General features: G+C 60.6%; 17 protein-coding genes. 9 read left to right on the top strand and 8 right to left on the bottom strand.

Annotated elements, in window-relative coordinates; translation table 11 throughout:
• Window positions 1-8 precede the first annotated feature (8 nt).
• Together IB246_RS17480 and IB246_RS17475 are read right to left on the bottom strand one after the other, a co-directional pair.
• Window positions 9-3,479 (bottom strand): hybrid sensor histidine kinase/response regulator, encoded by a 3,471-nt coding sequence (locus IB246_RS17480; RefSeq protein ID WP_008031826.1) that lies wholly within the window; start codon window positions 3,477-3,479, stop codon window positions 9-11.
• A 151-nt stretch (window positions 3,480-3,630) separates the two neighbouring features.
• Window positions 3,631-4,170 (bottom strand): TetR/AcrR family transcriptional regulator, encoded by a 540-nt coding sequence (locus IB246_RS17475; RefSeq protein WP_008031824.1) that lies wholly within the window; start codon window positions 4,168-4,170, stop codon window positions 3,631-3,633.
• A 91-nt stretch (window positions 4,171-4,261) separates the two neighbouring features.
• Here IB246_RS17475 and IB246_RS17470 point away from each other — a divergent pair, with 91 nt between their 5' ends.
• Complete coding sequence (locus tag IB246_RS17470) at window positions 4,262-5,458, top strand: MFS transporter (RefSeq protein ID WP_008043719.1); 1,197 nt, start codon at window positions 4,262-4,264, stop codon at window positions 5,456-5,458.
• 45 nt (window positions 5,459-5,503) lie between these two features.
• On the opposite strand, the gene IB246_RS17465 is transcribed toward IB246_RS17470, so the two are convergent.
• Complete coding sequence (locus tag IB246_RS17465) at window positions 5,504-6,253, bottom strand: SDR family NAD(P)-dependent oxidoreductase (protein ID WP_008043718.1); 750 nt, start codon at window positions 6,251-6,253, stop codon at window positions 5,504-5,506.
• A gap of 160 nt (window positions 6,254-6,413) precedes the next feature.
• Here IB246_RS17465 and IB246_RS17460 point away from each other — a divergent pair, with 160 nt between their 5' ends.
• The 4 genes from IB246_RS17460 (at window position 6,414) to IB246_RS17445 (ending at window position 10,873) form a co-directional block, all read left to right on the top strand.
• Window positions 6,414-7,313, top strand: coding sequence for a LysR family transcriptional regulator (locus IB246_RS17460; RefSeq protein WP_008043713.1), 900 nt, complete (start codon window positions 6,414-6,416; stop codon window positions 7,311-7,313).
• A 33-nt stretch (window positions 7,314-7,346) separates the two neighbouring features.
• Entirely contained in the window at window positions 7,347-7,658 is a 312-nt protein-coding gene (locus IB246_RS17455) for a hypothetical protein (protein WP_008043711.1), read from the top strand.
• A 105-nt stretch (window positions 7,659-7,763) separates the two neighbouring features.
• Window positions 7,764-8,912, top strand: a complete 1,149-nt coding sequence (locus IB246_RS17450; protein ID WP_192230095.1) for a TDT family transporter — start codon at window positions 7,764-7,766, stop codon at window positions 8,910-8,912.
• Window positions 8,913-8,998: 86 nt separating this feature from the next.
• Window positions 8,999-10,873 carry an MFS transporter gene (locus IB246_RS17445; RefSeq protein WP_008042106.1) on the top strand — a complete coding sequence of 625 codons (1,875 nt, stop codon included), beginning with the start codon at window positions 8,999-9,001 and terminating at the stop codon, window positions 10,871-10,873.
• A gap of 48 nt (window positions 10,874-10,921) precedes the next feature.
• On the opposite strand, the gene IB246_RS17440 is transcribed toward IB246_RS17445, so the two are convergent.
• The 5 genes from IB246_RS17440 to IB246_RS17420 form a co-directional block, all read right to left on the bottom strand.
• Window positions 10,922-11,848, bottom strand: coding sequence for a GGDEF domain-containing protein (locus IB246_RS17440; RefSeq protein WP_008031811.1), 927 nt, complete (start codon window positions 11,846-11,848; stop codon window positions 10,922-10,924).
• 377 nt (window positions 11,849-12,225) lie between these two features.
• Complete coding sequence (locus IB246_RS17435) at window positions 12,226-12,966, bottom strand: YciK family oxidoreductase (protein ID WP_008031809.1); 741 nt, start codon at window positions 12,964-12,966, stop codon at window positions 12,226-12,228.
• Window positions 12,967-13,145: 179 nt separating this feature from the next.
• The gene (mupP, locus tag IB246_RS17430; protein ID WP_008042107.1) at window positions 13,146-13,817 is read right to left on the bottom strand and encodes an N-acetylmuramic acid 6-phosphate phosphatase MupP; all 672 of its coding nucleotides are present in this window, start codon (window positions 13,815-13,817) and stop codon (window positions 13,146-13,148) included.
• 4 nt (window positions 13,818-13,821) lie between these two features.
• Window positions 13,822-14,520 (bottom strand): bifunctional 2-polyprenyl-6-hydroxyphenol methylase/3-demethylubiquinol 3-O-methyltransferase UbiG, encoded by a 699-nt coding sequence (ubiG, locus tag IB246_RS17425; protein WP_008031806.1) that lies wholly within the window; start codon window positions 14,518-14,520, stop codon window positions 13,822-13,824.
• Window positions 14,521-14,576: 56 nt separating this feature from the next.
• Window positions 14,577-15,911 (bottom strand): TRZ/ATZ family hydrolase, encoded by a 1,335-nt coding sequence (locus tag IB246_RS17420; protein WP_008042108.1) that lies wholly within the window; start codon window positions 15,909-15,911, stop codon window positions 14,577-14,579.
• Window positions 15,912-16,019: 108 nt separating this feature from the next.
• Between IB246_RS17420 and mtnA the strand changes: the two genes are divergently transcribed.
• The 4 genes from mtnA (at window position 16,020) to pheA (ending at window position 22,610) form a co-directional block, all read left to right on the top strand.
• Window positions 16,020-17,096, top strand: a complete 1,077-nt coding sequence (gene mtnA / locus IB246_RS17415) for an S-methyl-5-thioribose-1-phosphate isomerase (RefSeq protein WP_192230093.1) — start codon at window positions 16,020-16,022, stop codon at window positions 17,094-17,096.
• 427 nt (window positions 17,097-17,523) lie between these two features.
• On the top strand, window positions 17,524-20,178 hold the full coding sequence (gyrA, locus tag IB246_RS17410; RefSeq protein ID WP_008042109.1) for a DNA gyrase subunit A: 2,655 nt from the start codon (window positions 17,524-17,526) through the stop codon (window positions 20,176-20,178).
• 252 nt (window positions 20,179-20,430) lie between these two features.
• A complete protein-coding gene (serC, locus tag IB246_RS17405) occupies window positions 20,431-21,516 on the top strand; it encodes a 3-phosphoserine/phosphohydroxythreonine transaminase (protein WP_008042110.1) in 1,086 nt (361 codons plus the stop codon).
• On the top strand, window positions 21,516-22,610 hold the full coding sequence (gene pheA / locus IB246_RS17400) for a prephenate dehydratase (protein WP_007899727.1): 1,095 nt from the start codon (window positions 21,516-21,518) through the stop codon (window positions 22,608-22,610). The genes serC and pheA overlap by 1 nt, the downstream gene beginning before the upstream one ends.
• Window positions 22,611-22,619 lie beyond the last annotated feature (9 nt).

Below are 22,619 nucleotides of genomic sequence, written 5' to 3'. Positions count from 1 at the left end.
CTGCCGATCTACAACGGCAAATGCCGACTCAACAACGCCCGCAACGCCGCCGGTTTCACCGGTTTGGCCAGGTAATCCAACCCCGCTGCATGCACCTGCGCCACTGTCTCGGGGTGCCCATCAGCGCTGATCACCACGCCTGGCACCGGCTCGCCCAAACGGGTGCGCAGCCACGCCATCAACTCGGTCCCGGTCTCGCCATCGTCCAGGTGATAATCCACCAGCGCCAATTGCGGACGTACGCCATCGCTGAGCAACGCCGCGCATTCGTCACGATTGCGCGCTGTCCAGACCTGACAACCCCAGCGGGTCAGCAAACTGTTCATGCCTATAAGGATGCTGTCCTCGTTGTCGATGCACAGCACCTGCGCACCGCTCAGGAGTTTGCCGTTAAGTTCGGTGACGTTGGCCGGCGCCGCGATTTGCGCCTGAGCCAACGGCACGCTGACGCTGAACACGCTGCCGCGCCCCGGCCAGGAACGCACTTGCAAGGTGTGGCCCAGAACGCGACACAGCCCGTCAGCAATCGCCAGGCCCAAGCCCAGGCCTTTCTCGGCACGGGTCTGGTGGCTGTCGAGGCGTTTGAACTCCTCGAAAATCACTTTCAGTTTGTCTTCCGGGATCCCCGGACCACGGTCCCAGACCTCCAGGCACAGTTCACCCTTGTGCCGGCGAACCCCTAAAAGCACTGGCCCCTTGGCGTAGCGAAAGGCGTTGGTCAGGAAGTTCTGCAAGATCCGCCGCAACAGTTTGATGTCACTGTCGACCCGCAGCGTACTGCCGCGAACGCGGAATTTGAGCCCCTGGTCCCGGGCCAGCGCCTTGAATTCCGCGCCAAGAATATCGAACAGCTCATTGAGCACGAACGGTTTCGGCTCCGGGTTGATCTTGCCGTTTTCCAGGCGGGAAATGTCCAGCAAATCGCTGATCAGGTCTTCGGCCGAGCGCAGTGATGAATCCAGGTGATGAACCAGTTTCTGCGCTTCGCTGGACAAGCCATCGTCCTGATGGGACAGGGCTGCAGAAAACAGTCGGGCGGCGTTCAGCGGTTGCATCAGGTCGTGGCTGACCGCTGCGAGAAAGCGGGTCTTCGACTGGTTGGCCGACTCGGCGGTGCCCTTGGCTTCGGTCAGGGCCACGTTGAGTTGCGACAGCTCGTGGGTGCGCTCGGTGACCCGTCGCTCCAGGCCTTCGTTGGCTTCGGTCAGCGCCTGCTCGGCCTCGCGGAACGCGGTGATGTCGGTGAAGCTCATGACGAAACCGCCGCCCGGCATCGGGTTGCCGATCAGCTCGATCACACGGCCATTGGGGAAAAGTCTTTCAGACGTGTGGGCACGGCCCTGACGCATCCAGTGCAATCGGCGTGCGACGTGCACTTCAGCTTCACCCGGCCCGCACAGACCACGCTCGGCGTTGTAGCGAATGATGTCGGCAATCGGCCGACCGACGCTGATCAAGCCATCCGGGTAATTGAACAGTTCCAGATAACGCCGGTTCCATGCCACCAGCCGCAGCGACTGGTCGACCACGCTGATGCCCTGGGTAATGTTCTCGATCGCGCCTTGCAACAAGGCGCGGTTGAATTGCAGCACTTCCGAGGCTTCGTCGGCGATGCGCACGACGTCCTCAAGTTGCATTTCCCGCCCTTCGATGGCGGCTTTTACCACCGCCCGCGTCGAAGAAGCACCCAGTACACCGGCCAGCAAACGTTCGGTATGGGCGATCCACTCGCTGTCGGCGTTCTGGTTCGGGTTGAAGCCTTTGCCCTGGCGGTAGGCGAAACGGATAAAACTCTGACGGGCGCGTTCTTCACCGACAAACCGTGCCGCGAGTTGCAGCAGATCTTCGATTTGCACCGCCAGCATTGAACGCGCGCTGGGGCGGGCACTGATTTCCTGGCCGATGAAACGCCCGGCCTGCCAGTGCTCCGAAACCCTTGTACGTGACAGCACCGACACCCAGGCAAACAGCGTGAAGTTGGCCGCCAGCGACAACACCACGCCTTGGGTCAGCGGGGTGAGCGGTAGGTTCAGCGGATTGCTGTGCAACCACGCCAGCCCGGGGAACGTGCTCAACGACACGCCGAGGCTGTGCGCGGCAATCGGCAGAATCAGCGTGTAAAACCACAGGAACGTACCGGCGGCGAGGCCGGCGAACACGCCACGGCGGTTGGCCTGTTTCCAGTACAGCGCGCCAAGCATGGCCGGGGCCAGTTGGGTCACGGCGGCAAAGGCGATCTGGCCGATGGTCGCCAGGCTCGCGGTCGAGCCCAGCAGTCGATAGCTGACGTACGCCAGCAGCAAAATCACCACGATGCTGACGCGGCGCACCGAGAGCATCCACTGGCGGAACACTTCGAACGGCCGCTCGGCGTTGTTGCGACGTAGCAGCCACGGCAACAGCATGTCATTGGAGACCATGGTCGACAGCGCCACGCTGGCAACAATCACCATGCCGGTCGCCGCCGAAGCACCGCCGATAAAGGCCAGCATCGCCAGTGCGGGATGAGCCTGGGCCAGAGGCAGGCTGATGACAAAGGAATCCGGCAACACTGAACTTGGCAGCAGCATCTGGCCGGCCAGTGCGATCGGCACGACAAACAATGCCGCCAGCGCCAGATACGCCGGAAACACCCACTTGGCCAGGCGCAGATCCTGAGGGTCGATGTTTTCCACCACGGTCACGTGGAACTGCCGGGGCAGGCAGATGATCGCCATCATCGCCACGCCGGTCTGCACCACCATCGATGGCCAGTTGATGGTTTCCTTCCAGTAGGCTTCGAGGCGCGGCGCGAGCATGGCCTGGTCAAACAGGTCGTCGAAACCGTCGTACAGGCCGTAGGTCACGAACGCACCCACCGCGAGAAACGCGAACAGCTTGACCAGGGACTCGAACGCAATCGCCAGCACCATGCCGCGGTGGTGTTCGGTGGCGTCGAGGTTGCGCGTACCAAAGACGATGGTAAACAACGCCAGCACCAGCGACACAATCAGCGCCGTGTCCTGGGCGCGGGTGCCCATGGCGTCGGCACCGGCACCGATCAACAGGTTCACCCCGAGCACGATGCCTTTGAGTTGCAGCGCAATGTAGGGCAGTACGCCGACCAGGCAGATCAGCGCCACGACAATCGCCAGTGACTGGGATTTGCCGTATCGGGCGGCGATGAAGTCGGCAATGGAGGTGATGTTCTCCTGCTTGCTGATCATCACCATTTTTTGCAGGACCCACGGCGCGCAGACCAGCAGCAGGATAGGCCCAAGGTAGATCGGCAGGAACGACCAGAGTTGTTCGGCGGCCTGGCCGACGGCGCCGAAGAACGTCCAACTGGTGCAATAGACCGCCAGCGACAGGCTGTACACCCAGGCGCGCACTCGCGGCGGCAGCGGCGCGCTGCGACGGTCACCGTAGAAGGCGATGGCGAACATGATGGCCATATAGGCCAGGGCGACGGCGGCGATCAGCCCGCTGGACAGCGACATGGAAACTCCAGACAAAAGACACACGGGACGACAGCCCGGACAGACAGTCTCGCACGACCGTCCGCGTTAGTCAGTGTCGACCAAGGTCGTGGAGTGGCGGGGTGTCGCAGGGTTGCTCTTGTAGGAGCGAGGCTTGCCCGCGAAGGCGTCATCACTGGCTGAACGCAATCTCGATCAACCGATGCAACTCCTCAACCTCCAAAGGCGCCGGCGAAAACAGAATGCGAAACACCGTAGGCGCCGCCATCAGATTGATCAGCCGATCAACACCCGGTTTCGGCTGATCCGGATAACGATCCAGAATCATCTGCAACTGCCCGCCAATGATCGTCACACACAGACCCGGCGTCGGGCTCGATTGCACATCGCGCAGCATGTTGCGGCCAGGTTCGGAGCTCATCTCGTCCAGATACTGCTCGGCCCAGGCCTGCACATCACCGCGCAGGCTGCCGGTGTTGGCAGGCTCGCTGTCGGGTTGCATGCGCGCCAGGGCGACATCCGCCAGCAGCGCCGACAGATCGCCCCAACGCCGATAGATGGTCGACGGCGTAACCCCCGCGCGAGCCGCGATTTGCGGGACGGTCACGGTGGAACGGTCCTGTTCTTCGAGGAGCGCACGGACTGCCGAATGAATCGACTCTTGCACCCGGGCACTGCGGCCGCCGGGGCGTAAACCTTCTTTAATAGCCATGGAACGGACCTTAACACAAAGAATTTGCTTTAAGCGCAGACGAGTAGCACACTCCACAAAAGCAAAAAGTTAGCTTTTGCGGAGTGTGCGCATGTCGAGTTCTGTTTCCAACCGTTCAACCCTGTGGTTTCTGGCGATCACTTTACTGAGTTTTCTCGCCGCTTCCACGGCGCCGACGCCGTTGTATCACTTGTATCAGGAGCAGCTGCATTTCTCGGCAGCAACCTTGACCGTGATTTTCGGCATCTACGCCATCAGTCTGTTGGTGGCGCTGCTGACGGTCGGTTCGCTCTCGGACTATCTGGGACGCAAGCCGGTCATTTTCAGCGCCGTCCTGCTGAACCTGTTGGCGATGCTGCTGTTTATCAATGCCGACAGCGTGGCGTGGTTGATCGGCGCGCGGGTGCTTCAGGGGTTCGCGACCGGGATGGCCACCGCCGTATTGAGCGCCGCGCTGCTGGACACCGATCGCCGGCAGGGTCCGCTGATCAACAGTGTCGCGCCGCTGCTCGGCATGGCGGTTGGCGCCGTGGGGTGCGGCTTGCTGGCCGAGTTTGCACCGCTGCCGCTGCAGCTCACTTATTGGGTGTTGTTCGCGCTGTTTGTGATGCAGGCGCTGTATGTCTGGCGCTTGCCGGAAAGCGTCAGTTCGCAACCGGGGGCATGGGCCTCGTTGCGTCCGACCCTGCATGTGCCGACCCAGGCTCGCTCGACCTTGTGGCGAGTGTTGCCGCTGAATATCGCGACCTGGGCACTCGGCGGTTTTTATGCCTCGCTCGGCCCTTCGTTGCTGCGCACGGCCACCGGTTCCACCTCGAACCTGATGGGGGGAGCGGCAGTCGCCGCATTGACGCTGACCGGCGCGCTGATGATCTTTACCCTGCGCAACCGGCCTGCTGCCAAAGGGCTATTGCTGGGCGGCACGTTACTGCCCATCGGCCTCGTGTTGCTGTTGCTGGGCGTGCACAGCGCCAGCCTGGCATTGTTTTTCCTCGGCACGCTGGTGGCCGGTTGCGGATTCGGCGCCGGTTTCCTCGGCGCGGTGCGCAGTCTGGTTCCGCTGGCGCAGCCCCATGAGCGGGCCGGGTTGATGTCGGCGTATTACGTGCTCAGTTACCTGGCGTTCTGCTTGCCGTCGTTGCTGGCGGGGAATCTGACGCGCACGTTTGGCCTGGTGGCGACCACCGATGGTTATGGTGCCGTGCTGATTGTCCTGTCGGTCGGTGCGTTGCTGGCGTTGATGCGGCCGCGACCTGCCGAAGTGTGCAGCGCGACCGGTCATCCATAAAAAAACGCGGCGCCGTTCAAGGCGCCGCGTTTTTGTGTGCAGCGATCAAATCTGTGCAAATCCGCCATCGACGAACAACTCGATCCCATTGATGAAGCTGCTGTCATCCGAGGCGAGGAACACCGCGGCTTTGCCCACTTCCGATGGCGTTCCAAGACGGCCAATCGGCACTTGGCTGGCGAGGTAATCCAGCAACCCCTGCTGCTGGTCTGCTGGCGCAAGTTCGGTCAGGCCGGGCGTGTGAATCGGGCCGGGGCTGATGACATTGACGCGAATCCTGCGGGCTTTCAAATCCAGCAACCAGGAGCGGGCAAAGTTGCGCACCGCCGCTTTGCTGGCGCTGTAGACGCTGAAGTTTTCCGTACCTTTGGTGGCGGTCGTGGACGCGGTGAGAATCACCGAACCGCCGTCCTTGAGCAGCGGCAATGATTTCTGCACGGTGAACAGCAAGCCTTTGACGTTGACGCCGAAAATCCGGTCGAAGTGTTCCTCGGTAATCGCGCCGAGGGGCAACATGTCGCCACCGCCCGCATTGGCAAAGACGATGTCCAGAGTACCGGCCTTGGTCCTGATCACGTCGAAGATGCGGTCCAGGTCGGCAAGGTTCGCGACGTCGCCCTGAATCCCGGTGACGTTGTGACCGATGCTGCTGACCGCGGCATCCAGTTCGGCCTGGCGGCGGCCGGTGATGAACACCGTGGCGCCTTGGTCGACGAACGCTTGAGCCGATGCCAGGCCGATGCCGGTGGTGCCGCCAGTGATCAGTGCAACCTTGCCTGTGAGTGTGTTGCTCATGAGGTGAATCTCCGCTGAGTCGTTAAGGAAGTTCCTGGCACTGTCGTGCGCCGTTGAACAAACTCTATGCCGGAAGATTCATCGGAAAAATCGCCTGAATCGGGTTTGTTTGTACATGGTTGTGGACAATACTCAAGGCTCGTCCCTTGAGATGTCTGTCATGAATCAACTGTTGGCCATGCGTGTTTTCTCCCGCGTCGTGCAGGCCGGTTCGTTTACCAGGGCCGCCGACTCGCTGAACATGCCAAAAACCTCGGTCAGCAAACTGGTGGCCGAGCTTGAAGAACACCTCGGTGCGCGGCTGTTACAGCGCACCACGCGCCGGCTGACGGTGACGGCGGATGGCATGGCTTACTACGAGCGCGCCTTGCAATTGATGGTGGAGCTGGACGATCTGGACAACAGTTTCGCCAGTGCCCAGGGCCACCCGCGCGGCAGGATTCGCGTCGATGTCGGCGGCTCGGTGGCGACGATCCTGATCATTCCCGCATTGCCGGATTTCTATGCCCGATACCCGGACATCCAGGTCGAGTTGGGTGTCAGCGATCGGCCCGTGGACCTGATCAGCGAAAACGTCGATTGCGTGATTCGCGGCGGGCCATTGACCGAACTCTCCATGGCTGCGCGGCCCTTGGGCCTGTCGTCATGGACCACCTGCGCCACCCCAGGCTATCTCGAACGTTTTGGCACCCCGACGGACCCGCGAGACCTTGAGAAAAATCATCGCATCGTCAGTTATCACTCGGCGCGTACCGGGCGGGTAATGCCGGCGCGATTCGAGCGCAACGGTGAAAAGTTCGAGATTCGGGGGCAGGGAGCATTCAGTGTCAACGAGAGCAACGCTCATCTGGCCGCGGGGCTGGCGGGACTTGGGGTGATCCACACGTTCACTTACACCGTGCAACCGCACATCGAGCGTGGCGAGCTGGTGCCGATTCTTCAGGACTGGCGCCCGCCCCGGTATCCGTTTCACGTGCTGTATCCGCCGAACCGGCACCTGAGTAACCGGGTTCGGGTATTTATCGATTGGCTGGCGCAGCTGTTCGCCGGTTTGGGTTAGCCTTGGCACGCCATTTCTTTCGACGGACCGCCCATGAAGATCATTCGCAGCCATTCCTTCACCGCTGACCGTGCCTGGGGAGCGCTGGACATCGCCAACATGAACGGCATCACCACGCGTCTGCACTGGACCGATCAGCCATACAAGTGGCATGTGAATGATGGCGAGGAAGTGTTCGTTGTGCTCGATGGCCAGGTGCAAATGCGCTATCGCGAAGCAGGCCTGGAGAAAGCGGTGATGTTGGCTGTCGGCGATATCTTTTACGCTTCGGTGGGCACCGAGCATGTGGCGCATCCGCAGGGGGTGGCGAGGATATTGGTGATCGAATCGGAAGGCAGCGTTTGATGCTATATCTACAAAACAGATAACAGTTAGAGATATTACCCGTTATATAGATATTCGATTTGGACCTACCCTGAACTCCACCTCAACAGAGGACAGGAGTTCGCTATGACATGCCCCAACGCCACCCCCGTTTTCAAACCTTTCAGTCACTTGCAGCACCCGCGCGAGGTCATCCGCCAGTTCACGCCTAACTGGTTCGCCGCGACCATGGGCACGGGCGTTCTAGCGCTGGCCCTGGCCCAGTTGCCTGGCGCGACCCCAGGTCTGCACGCGATCGCCGAAGCCCTTTGGCTGTTCAATATCGGTCTGTTCATCTTGTTCACGGCGCTGTACGCGGCGCGCTGGGTGCTGTTCTTCGATGAGGCCCGGCGGATTTTCGGGCACTCCACGGTCTCGATGTTTTTCGGCACGATTCCCATGGGGTTGGCGACCATCATCAATGGCTTCCTGCTGTTTGGCCTGCCGCGCTGGGGCGAGGGTGTCGTCCATGTGGCTGCGCTGCTGTGGTGGCTGGACGTGGCGATGTCGCTGGCCTGCGGTGTGCTGATTCCCTACATGATGTTCACCCGCCAGGAACACAGCATCGATCAGATGACCGCCGTTTGGCTGTTGCCAGTGGTGGCGGCGGAAGTGGCGGCCGCCAGTGGCGGGTTGCTGGCGCCGCATTTGGCCGAGGCTCATGGGCAACTGGTGGTGTTGGTGACCAGCTACGTGCTCTGGGCATTTTCCCTGCCGGTGGCGTTCAGCATTCTGACCATTCTCATGCTGCGCATGGCGCTGCACAAACTGCCTCACGAAAACATGGCAGCGTCGAGCTGGCTGGCGCTCGGCCCGATCGGCACCGGGGCGCTGGGCATGTTGCTGCTGGGCGCCGACGCGCCGGCCATCTTCGCCGCCAACGGGCTTGCCGGTCTGGGTGAAATCGCGGCGGGGCTGGGGCTGGTGGCGGGGATCACGCTGTGGGGCTTCGGTTTGTGGTGGATGCTGATTGCGCTGCTGATCACCGTGCGTTACCTGCGCGCCGGGATCCCGTTCAACCTTGGCTGGTGGGGTTTCACCTTTCCGCTGGGCGTCTATTCTCTGGCAACGTTGAAACTGGGAAGCACGTTGAACCTGGCGTTTTTCAATACCTTTGGCTGTGTGCTGGTGGCGTTGTTGGCGGTGATGTGGCTGATCGTTGCCAAACGCACGGTACAAGGCGCGTGGCGGGGTGAGTTGTTTGTCTCGCCGTGCATTGCAGGTTTAAACAAATAACCGGGTAATGTGTGGCCTGGATCGGCGTGCGGCATTCCAATCACAGTATCCACGCCACTCTCTAACAACATCAGGGCACACGGAAGATGAGTCACCCCTCACAGTTCACCTTGCTTCGCACCCGGCGCTTCCTGCCGTTTTTCGTGACCCAGTCCCTCGGGGCGTTCAACGACAACGTCTTCAAGCAATCGTTGATCCTCGCCATTCTGTACAAGTTGACGATCGAGGGTGATCGCTCGATCTGGGTCAATTTGTGTGCGCTGTTGTTCATCCTGCCGTTCTTTCTGTTTTCGGCGTTGGCCGGGCAGTTTGGCGAAAAGTTCGCCAAGGACGCGCTGATCCGTCTGATCAAGCTCGGGGAAATCGCCATCATGGCGGTGGGCGCGGTGGGGTTTGTTTTCGATCACCTGTCGCTGATGCTGCTGGCGCTGTTCGCCATGGGCACGCACTCGGCGCTGTTCGGGCCGGTGAAATACTCGATCCTGCCCCAGGCCCTGCACGAAGAAGAGCTGGTGGGCGGCAACGGTCTGGTGGAAATGGGCACCTTCCTGGCCATCCTCGCCGGGACCATCGGCGCCGGGATCATGATGTCCTCCGCGCATTACGCGCCCATCGTGTCCACGGCGATCATCGGCATTGCCGTGCTCGGTTACCTGGCCAGTCGCAGCATTCCGCGGGCGGCGGCCTCGTCGCCGGAAATGCGTCTGAACTGGAACATCTTCAGTCAATCCTGGGCCACCTTGAAACTGGGCCTGGGACAAACGCCGGCGGTGTCGCGCTCGATTGTCGGCAACTCGTGGTTCTGGTTTGTCGGGGCGATTTACCTGACGCAAATCCCGGCGTACGCCAAGGAATGGATGCACGGCGACGAAACCGTGGTGACGCTGATTCTCACCGTGTTCTCGGTGGGTATCGCACTCGGCTCGCTGCTCTGCGAAAGACTGTCCGGACGCAAAGTCGAGATCGGTCTGGTGCCGTTCGGCTCGTTTGGCCTGACGGTATTCGGATTGCTGCTGTGGTGGCATTCCGGCGGAATTCCCGAGAGTGTCGACGGCCATGGCTGGATCGAAATCCTTGGCTTTGGCCACACCTGGCTGGTATTGATCGACATTCTCGGTCTCGGGGTTTTCGGTGGTTTCTACATCGTGCCGCTGTACGCGCTGATTCAGTCGCGCACCCCGGAGAACGAGCGGGCGCGGGTGATTGCCGCCAACAATATTCTCAACGCGCTGTTCATGGTGGTCTCGGCGATTGTCTCGATCGTGCTGCTGAGCCTGGCCAAGCTGTCGATCCCGCACCTGTTCCTGGTGGTATCGCTGCTGAACATCGGCGTCAACGCCTACATCTTCAAGATCGTCCCCGAGTTCAGCATGCGTTTCATGATCTGGCTGCTCAGCCATTCCATGTACCGCGTGGAGCATCGCAATCTGGAGCTGATTCCGGATGAAGGCGCGGCGTTGCTGGTGTGCAACCACGTGTCTTTTGTCGATGCGCTGCTGATCGGCGGCGCGGTACGTCGGCCGATTCGCTTTGTGATGTATTACAAGATCTACAACCTGCCGGTGCTGAACTTTATCTTCCGCACGGCCGGGACAATTCCAATCGCAGGACGTCAGGAAGACATTCAGATTTACGAAAAGGCCTTCACACGCATCGCTCAATATCTGAAGGACGGTGAGCTGGTGTGCATCTTCCCTGAAGGAAAATTGACCGCCGATGGCGAGATCAACGAGTTCAAGGGCGGGTTGACGCGGATTCTCGAAGAGACGCCGGTGCCAGTGATTCCGCTGGCATTGCAGGGGTTGTGGGGGAGTTTCTTCAGTCGCGATCCCGACAAGGGGCTGTTCCGTCGGTTGTGGTCGCGGGTGACTCTGGTGGCGGGGCCGGCGGTGGCGGTAGAAGCGGCGGAGCCGGCGAAGCTGCAAGGGATGGTCGGAGAGTTGCGCGGCGCTGTCCGCTGATTCCTGTCGATGCGGGCCGCTACTTTCGCGAGCCCGTGCTGGCGGGAGTCAGCCCGCCATCGCCAAGCGGTTGCGTCCTTCGCGCTTGGCCACATAAAGCGCGCTGTCGGCCCGACGCAGCAGGCTCTCGGCCGATTCGCCGGGCAACAGGGTCGAACAGCCGAGGCTGACGGTCAGCTCGATCAGGTTGCCATCGGCCGAAAAATCCTTGGCTTGCGCCGCGAGTCGCAGGCGCTCGCCGACCATGGCGGCGGCTTCCCGGCCGGTGTTGGACAGCAGAATCAAAAACTCCTCGCCACCAAAGCGGAACACCATGTCCACGTTGCGCAGCTGGCTTTTGATCGAGGCGGCGACCCCCTTGAGCACGTCATCGCCAGCGCTGTGGCCATGGGTGTCGTTGATTTGTTTGAAATGGTCGATGTCCAGCATCAACAGCGACAAGGGCTGCAGATGCCGACGCGACATGTCGATTTCCCGTTGCAGCGTCTGGTCCATGGCAATGCGGTTGCCGGTGTCCGTGAGAGGGTCGCGCAAGGCGCTTTGAGTGGCGGCGCGGTAGAGCAGGGCGTTGCGCATCGGGTACAGCAATGCGGACAGCAGCGACTCAAGGTTGCCCAGTTCCTGCTCACTGAAACGCTGATTGCGACGGAACACCAGTTCACCCAGCTGCTCGCCTTCGTGGCTGAGGGTGTAACTGATCGAGTGGTGGCCGCGCTGGCCGTATTCCAGGCGCAAGTCGCTGGCCTTGTGCTGGTAGCTCAAGGCGTCGAGCGGTACGAGACGCTGAATTTCACGGTAGAAGAGCCCAAGAATGCGTTGCGGCTCAAGGCTGGTTTGCAGCTGCAAACTCAGTTGCTGGCGCAATTGCGCAAGGCTGACCGGCCTCTCCAGAAGAGGGGGCTGCTGACCAAAGCCCAGGCGTTGCAATTTGGCGCTATCGAAGTCAATTGCGTTGGTCTGGGAAGGTGATTTCATATGGCGTGCGCCCCTAAGCAGTAAGGCTGTCTTACAGGCTGGGTGAGAGCGGCTTTGGGCTGCGCGTCATACTGGTCCATCAGTCCCGTAGGACATTTGGCGCAAGTCTAATCTGCTTTGCTGAAGATTAGTAACCTATCGACTCGAAGGCCTGCCCGACTGCTTTCACTCACTCGGCGTGTCTGAGCAGATATAGAGCGAAAGTCATGCCATTCGGTTCATTTGAATAAAAGCTGTTCAAAATCAATGCCTTGAAAGTATTTTTGGCTTTGTCTGGCCCGTTTCATGACATTTATTTGACTAAAAACAGGTGCGGTTGCGAGGCTTCTTAAGTGCCGTGACGGTAATTCGCCACGGCACAAAAGCGACGCACGGTGTTACTGCGCGTTGAATGCCTGGCCGTTGATGCCGGTGCTGTCCGGGCCCATCAGGTAGAGGTAGACCGGCATGATCTCCTCAGGTGTCGGGTTGTTCAGCGGATTTTCACCGGGATAAGCCTGGGCGCGCATGCTGGTGCGGGTGGCGCCGGGGTTGATGCTGTTGGAGCGCACCGGTGCGACGGTGTCGACTTCGTCGGCCAGGGTTTGCATCAGGCCTTCGGTGGCGAACTTGGAGACGCCATAAGCGCCCCAATACGCACGACCCTTGCGGCCGACGCTGCTGGAAGTGAACACCACCGAAGCGTCCTGCGACAGTTTGAGCAGCGGCAACAGGGTGCTGGTGAGCATGAACATTGCGTTGACGTTGACTTGCATGACACGCATGAAGTTCTCGCCGGAGAGCTGTTCGATCGGCGTGCGCGGACCAATGATCGAGGCGTTGTGCAGCAAGCCGTCGAGGTGGCCGAATTCGGTCTCGATCATCGCCGCCAGCTCATCGTATTGATGGGGCAGGGCGGTTTCCAGGTTGAACGGGATCACCGCCGGTTGTGGATGACCGGCGGCCTCGATTTCGTCGTAGACCTGAGTCAGGTTGGCTTCGGTCTTGCCCAGCAACAGCACGGTGGCGCCGTGGGCGGCGTAGGTTTTCGCGGCGGCAGCGCCGATACCACGACCAGCGCCGGTGACCAGGATGACCCGGTCCTTGAGCAATTCAGGGCGGGCGGAATAATCAAACATAAAGAAACCTCAACAAAATTTTTTCCGGACAAGCGCTATCCCTGTGGGAGCGAGCCTGCTCGCGATGGCGGTATCGCAGGCAACATCGATGGCGACTGAGCCGCCGCTATCGCGAGCAGGCTCGCTCCCACATGAGTAATGCACAAACCTGTAGGAAGCCGTGCTCCTGCAAAAGCGGCTTAACAACTACACAGAGCGCTATCAAGTACCTTGCGCAAATCCAGCGGATGATCGACCACCACATCCGCACCCCAATGCCGAGGGTTATCGTCCGGGTGAATGTAGCCAAAGGTCACGGCGGCGGTCTTGGTGCCGGCGTCACGACCGGATTCGATATCGCGCAGGTCATCACCTACAAACAGCACGCTGGCCGGATCGAGGTCGAGCATCTTGCACGCGAGGATCAACGGCTCCGGGTCCGGTTTGCTGTTCTTCACGTGATCCGGGCAAATCAGCAGCGCCGAACGCTCGGCCAGCCCGAGCTGCTGCATGATCGGCTCGGCAAACCGCAGAGGCTTGTTGGTGACCACGCCCCAGATCAGGTTGGCTTTCTCGATGTCGGCCAGCAACTCGCCCATGCCGTCGAACAGCTTGCTGTGCACCGCGCAGCCCACGAGGTAACGCTCCAGGAACTCCAGGCGCAGCTCTTCAAAGCCTGGCGATTCCGGGTCCATGCTGAACGTCACCGCGACCATCGCCTTGGCGCCGCCGGAGATCTCGTCGCGGATGTGCTTGTCGTTCATCGGCGGCAAGCCGCGGTCGGCGCGCATTGCCTGACAGATCGCAATGAAGTCCGGCGCGGTGTCGAGCAGCGTGCCGTCCATGTCAAAAAGGACTGCTCTGATACGCATCGACTTATTCCTCGCGCAGGGTCTGGATCATGTAGTTGACGTCCACGTCGGCCGCCAGTTTGTAGTGCTTGGTCAGCGGGTTGTACGTCAGGCCGATGATGTCCTTGACGGTCAGACCCGCCATGCGGCTCCAGGCACCCAGCTCGGAAGGGCGGATGAATTTCTTGAAATCATGCGTGCCGCGCGGCAATAGCTTCATGATGTATTCGGCGCCGACGATGGCGAACAGGTACGCCTTCGGGTTGCGGTTGATCGTGGAGAGGAACACCTGGCCACCCGGCTTGACCATTTTGAAGCAGGCGCGGATCACCGAGGACGGATCCGGTACGTGCTCAAGCATTTCCAGGCACGTGACCACGTCGAACTGTTCCGGCATTTCTTCAGCCAGGGCCTCGGCGGTGATCTGCCGGTATTCGACGTTCACGCCCGACTCAAGCTGGTGCAGTTGAGCGACGGCCAGCGGCGCTTCGCCCATGTCGATGCCCATCACGGTCGCACCGCGTTGCGCCATGGCTTCGCTGAGGATGCCGCCGCCGCAGCCGATGTCGAGGACTTTCTTGCCGGCCAGATTGACCCGTTCGTCAATCCAGTTGACCCGCAGCGGGTTGATGTCGTGCAGCGGTTTGAACTCGCTTTCGCGGTCCCACCAGCGATGGGCCAGGGCTTCGAATTTGGCGATTTCGGCGTAGTCGACGTTACTCATGGTTCATCCTCTAAAACTTGAAAAATCCTGTTGCCCCGGCGGTGAGTCCGGGGTGCTTACAATTCGGTGTGGCCGCTGATGCGCTGGCCCCAGGCCTTGGCGGTGGCGCACAGCTGTTCTTCATCCAGGCGGGTCAGGCGACGGTCGTCGAGCAATTGCTTGCCGCCCACCCACAGGTGTTTCACGCAGTCGCGACCGGTGGCATATATAAGCTGCGAAACCGGGTCGTAGACCGGTTGCTGCGCCAGGCCCGAGAGGTCGAACGCGACGATGTCCGCCGCTTTGCCGACTTCCAGCGAGCCAACGTCGGCCTCGATGCCCATGGCGCGTGCGCCGTTCAGCGTGGCCATGCGCAGCGCACGATGAGCGTCCAGCGCGGTGGCCGAACCGGCAACGGCTTTGGCCAGCAACGCGGCGGTGCGGGTTTCGCCGAGCAGGTCGAGGTCGTTGTTGCTGGCCGCGCCGTCGGTGCCGACAGCGACATTGACGCCCGCCTGCCACAAACGTTCTACCGGGCAGAAACCGCTGGCCAGCTTCAGGTTCGACTCCGGGCAATGAATCACATTGGTGTTGCTTTCTACCAGCATCACCAGGTCTTCATCGCTGATCTGCGTCATGTGAACGGCCTGAAAGCGCGGCCCCAGCAGGCCCAGGCGTGCCAGTCGGGCCAATGGCCGCTCGCCACGCTGCTCGACGGCTTGCTGTACTTCGAACGCAGTTTCGTGGACGTGCATGTGAATCGACGCGTCCAGTTCTTCGGCAATCACCCGGATTTTCTCCAGGGTTTCGTCGCCCAAGGTGTAGGGCGCGTGCGGGCCGAAGGTGACTTTGATGCGCTCGTGGTGCTTGAGATCGTTGAACAGTTCGACGCCCTGACGAATGGCGTCATCCGCCGTGCCGGCCCCCGGGATCGGGAAATCGAGGATCGGAATCGCGATTTGCGCACGTATGCCGCTGTTATGCACTCGTTCGCTGGCAACCTTCGGGAAGAAATACATGTCAGAGAAGCAGGTAATGCCACCTTTTATCTGTTCGGCGATGGCAATGTCGGTGCCATCGCGTACAAAAGCTTCATCGACCCATTTGGCTTCGGCAGGCCAGATGTGGTTTTCCAGCCAGGTCATCAGCGGCAGGTCATCGGCCAGGCCACGGAACAGTGTCATCGCCGCGTGCCCGTGAGCATTGATCAGGCCGGGGCTGAGCAGCATGCCAGGCAGTTCGCGGACTTCGGTTGCGTTAAGCTTCAGCGCGGCGGGCCGCGGGCCGATAAACACGATGCGCCCGTCGCGGATGCCCAGGCCATGCTCTTTGAGGACAACGCCAGCGGGTTCGACGGGTACCAGCCAGGTCGGCAGCAATAACAGGTCGAGCGCAGCGGCAGTGTTCGGCATCGAGGGTTGGTTCCAGTGCTTTTGTAAAGGATGGCGAAGTATACCCGAGCGTCTTCGCGGGGGGATCGCTATAATCGGCGGCTTTTGTTCATGAGTGCGGGGTGAAGGATGCGCGATCGACTGTTGGCTGCGGAGAAGGTGAAGGCCATCGATTGGCGTGATGGCGCCCTGTACCTGCTGGATCAGCGTATTTTGCCGTTCGAGGAAACCTGGGTTGCCTACACCAGCGCGGCTGGTGTGGCCGAGGCGATTCGTTCGATGGTGGTGCGCGGCGCGCCGGCGATTGGCATCAGTGCCGCCTATGCCATGGTGCTTTCGGCCCGTGCCCGAATTCTCGAGGGCGGTGACTGGCAGGCCGCGTGGGAAGAGGATTACGCGTTGCTGGCCGATTCCCGTCCAACGGCGGTGAACCTGTTCTGGGCGCTGAGTCGCATGCGTGACCGCCTTGATCGTATCAAGGGCGATGCCGACCCTCTCGCGGCGCTGGAGGCGGAAGCCATCGCCATTCATGAAAGTGATCGCGAAGCCAATCTGACCATGGCGCAACTGGGTGTGGACTTGATCCGCAAGCACCAGGGCAATGCGCAGGCGATCCTGACTCATTGCAATACCGGCGCGCTGGCCACTGGCGGTTTTGGTACGGCTTTGGGCGTCATTCGCGGGGCGTTCATCGAAGGCATGGTCGAGCGCGTTTATGCCGACGAAACCCGTCCATGGCTGCAAGGTTCGCGACTGACGGCGTGGGAGCTGGCCAACGAGGGTATCCCCGTGACCCTCAATGCCGACTCCGCCGCGGCCCACATCATGAAGACCAAAGGCATCACCTGGGTCATCGTCGGTGCTGACCGGATCACGGCCAATGGCGACGTGGCCAACAAGATCGGCACTTATCAACTGGCGGTCAACGCCATGCACCACGGCGTGCGTTTCATGGTGGTGGCGCCGAGTTCGACCATCGACATGAACCTGGCCAGCGGCGATGACATTCCGATTGAAGAGCGAGACGGGCGCGAGTTGCTGGAAGTTGGCGGCAAGCGGGTCGGGGCGGATGTCGATGCGTTCAATCCGGTGTTCGACGTCACCCCGGCAGATTTGATTGACGCGATCGTCACGGAAAAAGGCATCGTCGAACGCCCGGACACCGCGAAAATGGCGCAGTTGATGTGCCGCAAGCGGTTGCATTGATTGGCCGTGGCGTTCGAAAGGACGCCATCGCCAGCAGGCTGGCTCCCACAGGGTTTGTGATCGACACGGATCAAATGTGGGAGCCAGCCTGCTGGCGATTAGGGTCTGAAAGTCAATAAACATCTGTAATTCAGCCCCGGATTCTGCATTCGCAGCAGCTCTAAGCCCCTCTCGTCTCCTTCAAGCCTGCCATCAGTCAACTAACTACACTCCATGCGCATCTGGGGGATAGGTGCGTGGCGGCTCTTGTGATAACATCCGGCGTTTTCCGAGGCAGTCCCACGGGGTTGTCTTTACTGCGCAAATCCATGGCATAACTCGTTGATTTGTCGTAAGTCGGTGCATGGCACTCAGCCTGCAGCGGCGAGCTTCGTTCGTCCCATATGGATGTGACGAGGTTTCACCAGAAAAAGGAATCGAGCTTCTCATGGGCGAACTGGCCAAAGAAATCCTCCCGGTCAATATCGAAGACGAGCTGAAGCAGTCCTACCTCGACTACGCAATGAGCGTAATTGTCGGGCGGGCACTGCCGGATGCGCGCGATGGCTTGAAGCCCGTGCACCGGCGCGTGCTGTTCGCGATGAGCGAGCTGGGCAACGACTTCAACAAGCCGTACAAGAAATCTGCCCGTGTTGTCGGTGACGTGATCGGTAAGTATCACCCGCACGGTGATACCGCGGTGTACGACACCATCGTTCGGATGGCGCAGCCATTCTCGCTGCGCTACCTGCTGGTAGACGGTCAGGGCAACTTCGGTTCGGTGGACGGCGACAACGCCGCGGCCATGCGATACACCGAAGTGCGCATGACCAAGCTGGCGCACGAGCTGCTGGCTGACCTGCATAAAGAAACCGTGGACTGGGTGCCGAACTACGACGGCACCGAAATGATCCCGGCGGTCATGCCGACCCGTATTCCCAACCTGCTGGTCAACGGCTCCAGCGGTATCGCCGTGGGCATGGCGACCAACATCCCGCCGCACAACCTCGGTGAAGTCATCGACGGTTGCCTGGCGCTCATCGACAACCCTGAGTTGACCATCGATGAGCTGATGCAATACATCCCTGGCCCGGACTTCCCGACCGCTGCGATCATCAACGGTCGCGCTGGCATCATCGAAGCCTACCGCACCGGTCGCGGCCGCATTTACATGCGCGCCCGCTCGATCATCGAAGACATCGACAAGGTCGGTGGCCGTCAGCAGATCGTCATCACCGAACTCCCTTACCAGCTGAACAAGGCCCGTCTGATCGAGAAGATCGCCGAGCTGGTTAAAGAGAAGAAGCTCGAAGGCATCACCGAACTGCGCGACGAGTCCGACAAGGACGGTATGCGCGTTGTGATCGAGCTGCGTCGCGGCGAAGTGCCTGAGGTGATCCTCAACAACCTCTACGCCCAGACCCAGCTGCAAGCGGTATTCGGCATCAACATCGTTGCGCTGATCGACGGCCGTCCGCGGATCCTGAACCTCAAGGACCTGCTGGAAGCCTTCGTTCGTCACCGTCGCGAAGTCGTTACCCGTCGCACCGTGTTCGAGCTGCGTAAAGCGCGCGAACGTGGCCACATTCTGGAAGGCCAAGCGGTTGCCCTGTCGAACATCGACCCGGTCATCGCGCTGATCAAGGCCTCGCCAACGCCGTCGGAAGCCAAGGAAGCGCTGATCAGCACGCCTTGGGAATCCTCCGCCGTGGTGGCGATGGTTGAGCGTGCCGGTGCCGACTCTTGCCGTCCAGAGACCCTGGATCCGCAATACGGTCTGCGTGAAGGCAAGTACTTCCTCTCGCCGGAACAGGCGCAAGCCATTCTGGAACTGCGTCTGCATCGCCTGACCGGTCTGGAACACGAAAAACTGCTGGCCGAGTATCAAGAGATCCTCAACCAGATCGGCGAGCTGATCCGCATCCTCAACAGCGCCACGCGCCTGATGGAAGTGATCCGCGAAGAGCTGGAAGTGATCCGCGCCGAATACGGCGACGTGCGCCGCACCGAAATTCTCGATGCCCGTCTCGACCTGACCCTGGGTGACATGATCCCGGAAGAAGATCGCGTCGTGACCATTTCCCACGGTGGCTACGCCAAGACCCAGCCATTGGCTGCGTACCAGGCCCAGCGTCGTGGCGGTAAAGGCAAATCGGCGACTGGCGTCAAGGATGAGGACTACATCGCTCACCTGCTGGTCGCCAACAGCCACACCACGCTGCTGCTGTTCTCCAGCAAGGGCAAGGTGTACTGGCTGAAAACCTATGAAATCCCGGAAGCGTCCCGCGCTGCCCGTGGTCGTCCGCTGGTCAACCTGCTGCCGCTGGACAGTGATGAATACATCACCACCATGCTGCCGGTCGAGGAATACACCGAAGGTCACTTCATCTTCATGGCGACTGCCAAAGGCACCGTGAAGAAGACCCCGCTGGAATCCTTCAGCCGTCAACGCAGCGTCGGCCTGATCGCGCTGGAGCTGGACGAAGGTGACGTACTGATCTCTGCCGCCATTACCGATGGCGAGCGCGAAGTCATGCTGTTCTCCGACGGCGGCAAGGTCACTCGCTTCAAGGAAACCGACGTTCGTGCCATGGGCCGTACCGCTCGCGGTGTCCGCGGCATGCGTCTGCCGGAAGGCCAGAAGCTGATTTCCATGCTGATCCCGGAAGAAGGCAGCCAGATCCTCACCGCTTCGGCGCGTGGTTTCGGCAAGCGTACGGCGATCACCGAGTTCCCTGAGTACAAGCGTGGCGGCCAGGGCGTTATCGCCATGGTCAGCAACGACCGTAACGGCCGTCTGGTCGGCGCGGTTCAGGTGCTCGACGGCGAGGAGATCATGCTGATTTCCGACCAGGGTACGTTGGTTCGTACCCGTGTCGACGAAGTCTCCAGCCTGGGTCGTAACACCCAGGGCGTGACCCTGATCAAACTGGCCAGCGATGAAACGCTGGTCGGTCTGGAGCGGGTACAGGAGCCGTCGGAAGTCGAAGGCGAAGAGCTGGAAGGCGAAGAGGGTACGGTGTTCGACGGCGAAGTCGTGATCGACGACGTTGTTGAAGACCAGCAACTCGATGCTGCCGCTGACGAAGAACCGCAAGAGTAAGCGGACAAACAGGGGGCGGATGAAAATTCGCCCCCTTGTTGTTTGTCCGAACGGAAAATTTCGATATCCAGGGACATCCCATGTGGGAGCGAGCCTGCTCGCGATGCAGGCGCCGCGGTACCTCTGAAGCACCGCGGTGATGCATTCGCGAGCAGGCTCGCTCCCACAGGTTTTCTGCTTCGGCAGAGACCCTGTGTCGATTGATGTTGTGATTTATTGCGTGATTACCACCAAATCAGAGCGAGATTGGATGTGAGCAAGAGAGCCTATAACTTCTGTGCCGGTCCTGCGGCACTTCCCGAAGCTGTCCTGCAGCGCGCCCAGGGTGAACTCCTTGATTGGCACGGCAAGGGTCTGTCGGTCATGGAAATGAGCCATCGCAGTGATGAGTTCGTGTCCATCGCTAACAAGGCCGAGCAGGATCTGCGTGATCTGCTGAATATCCCCTCGAACTATAAAGTGCTGTTCCTGCAAGGTGGCGCCAGCCAGCAATTTGCTCAGATCCCTCTGAACCTGCTGCCGGAAAGCGGCACTGCCGACTATATCGACACCGGTATCTGGTCGCAGAAAGCCATCGAAGAAGCGTCGCGCTACGGCCACGTCAACGTTGCCGCCACCGCCAAGCCTTATGACTATTTCGCGATTCCCGGCCAGAACGAATGGAAGCTGTCGAAAGACGCGGCCTACGTTCACTACGCGCCGAACGAAACCATTGGTGGTCTGGAATTCAACTGGGTCCCGGAAACCGGTGACGTTCCGCTGGTCGCCGACATGTCTTCGGACATCCTCTCGCGCCCGATTGATGTTTCACGTTTCGGCATGATCTACGCCGGCGCCCAGAAAAACATCGGCCCGAGCGGCATCGTCGTCAACATCGTTCGCGAAGACCTGCTGGGTCACGCCCGTTCCCTTTGCCCGACCATGCTCAACTACAAGGTCGCGGCCGATAACGGCTCGATGTACAACACCCCGCCAACATTGGCCTGGTACCTGTCTGGCCTGGTGTTCGAGTGGCTGAAAGAGCAGGGCGGCGTCGAAGCCATCGGCAAGCTCAACGAAGTGAAACAGCGCACGCTGTACGACTTCATTGATGCCAGCGGCCTGTACAGCAACCCGATCAACAAGTCGGATCGCTCGTGGATGAACGTGCCGTTCCGCCTGGCTGACGATCGTCTGGACAAGCCATTCCTGGCCGGTGCCGACGAGCGTGGCCTGCTGAACCTCAAGGGTCACCGTTCCGTGGGCGGCATGCGCGCCTCCATCTATAACGCCGTCGATATCGTTGCGGTCAACGCACTGGTTTCGTACATGGCAGAGTTCGAGAAGGAACACGGCTAATGTCTGAGCAAGAACTCAAGGCACTGCGCCTGCGCATTGATGCCCTGGACGAAAAAGTCCTGGAGCTGATCAGTGAGCGCGCACGCTGCGCCCAGGAAGTTGCGCGAGTAAAGATGGCCTCGCTGGCCGAAGGCGAAGTGCCGGTGTTCTATCGTCCTGAGCGTGAAGCTCAGGTGCTCAAGCGTGTGATGGAGCGCAATCAGGGCCCGCTGGGCAACGAAGAAATGGCGCGGTTGTTCCGCGAAATCATGTCTTCGTGCCTGGCCCTCGAGCAGCCGCTGAAAGTGGCTTACCTCGGTCCTGAAGGCACCTTCACTCAAGCGGCGGCCATGAAGCACTTCGGCCACGCGGTGATCAGCAAGCCGATGGCGGCCATCGACGAAGTGTTCCGCGAAGTGGCGGCCGGTGCGGTGAACTTTGGCGTGGTCCCGGTGGAAAACTCCACCGAGGGCGCGGTCAACCACACGCTCGACAGCTTCCTCGAACACGACATGGTCATCTGTGGCGAAGTCGAGTTGCGGATTCACCACCATCTGTTGGTCGGTGAAAACACCAAGACCGACAGCATCAGCCGCATCTATTCCCACGCCCAGTCGCTGGCGCAGTGCCGCAAGTGGCTGGATGCACACTACCCGAACGTCGAGCGCGTCGCGGTTTCCAGCAACGCCGAAGCGGCGAAGCGGGTCAAGGGTGAGTGGAACTCGGCGGCGATTGCCGGCGACATGGCCGCAGGCTTGTACGGGCTGACCCGTCTGGCCGAGAAAATCGAGGATCGCCCGGACAACTCCACGCGATTCCTGATGATCGGCAGCCAGGAAGTGCCGCCAACCGGCGACGACAAGACGTCGATCATCGTCTCCATGAGCAACAAGCCGGGCGCGCTACACGAGTTGCTGGTGCCGTTCCACGACAATGGCATCGACCTGACACGCATCGAGACACGTCCTTCGCGTAGCGGTAAATGGACCTACGTGTTCTTCATCGACTTCGTCGGCCATCACCGCGATCCGCTGGTAAAAGGTGTGCTGGAAAAGATCAGTCAGGAAGCAGTGGCACTTAAAGTGTTGGGTTCCTACCCGAAAGCCGTTCTCTAAGGGGTAGCA

The sequence above is a fragment of the Pseudomonas sp. PDM01 genome (assembly GCF_014852325.1).
Classification (GTDB): domain Bacteria; phylum Pseudomonadota; class Gammaproteobacteria; order Pseudomonadales; family Pseudomonadaceae; genus Aquipseudomonas; species Aquipseudomonas migulae.
This window is presented reverse-complemented; position numbering and strand designations above follow the sequence as displayed.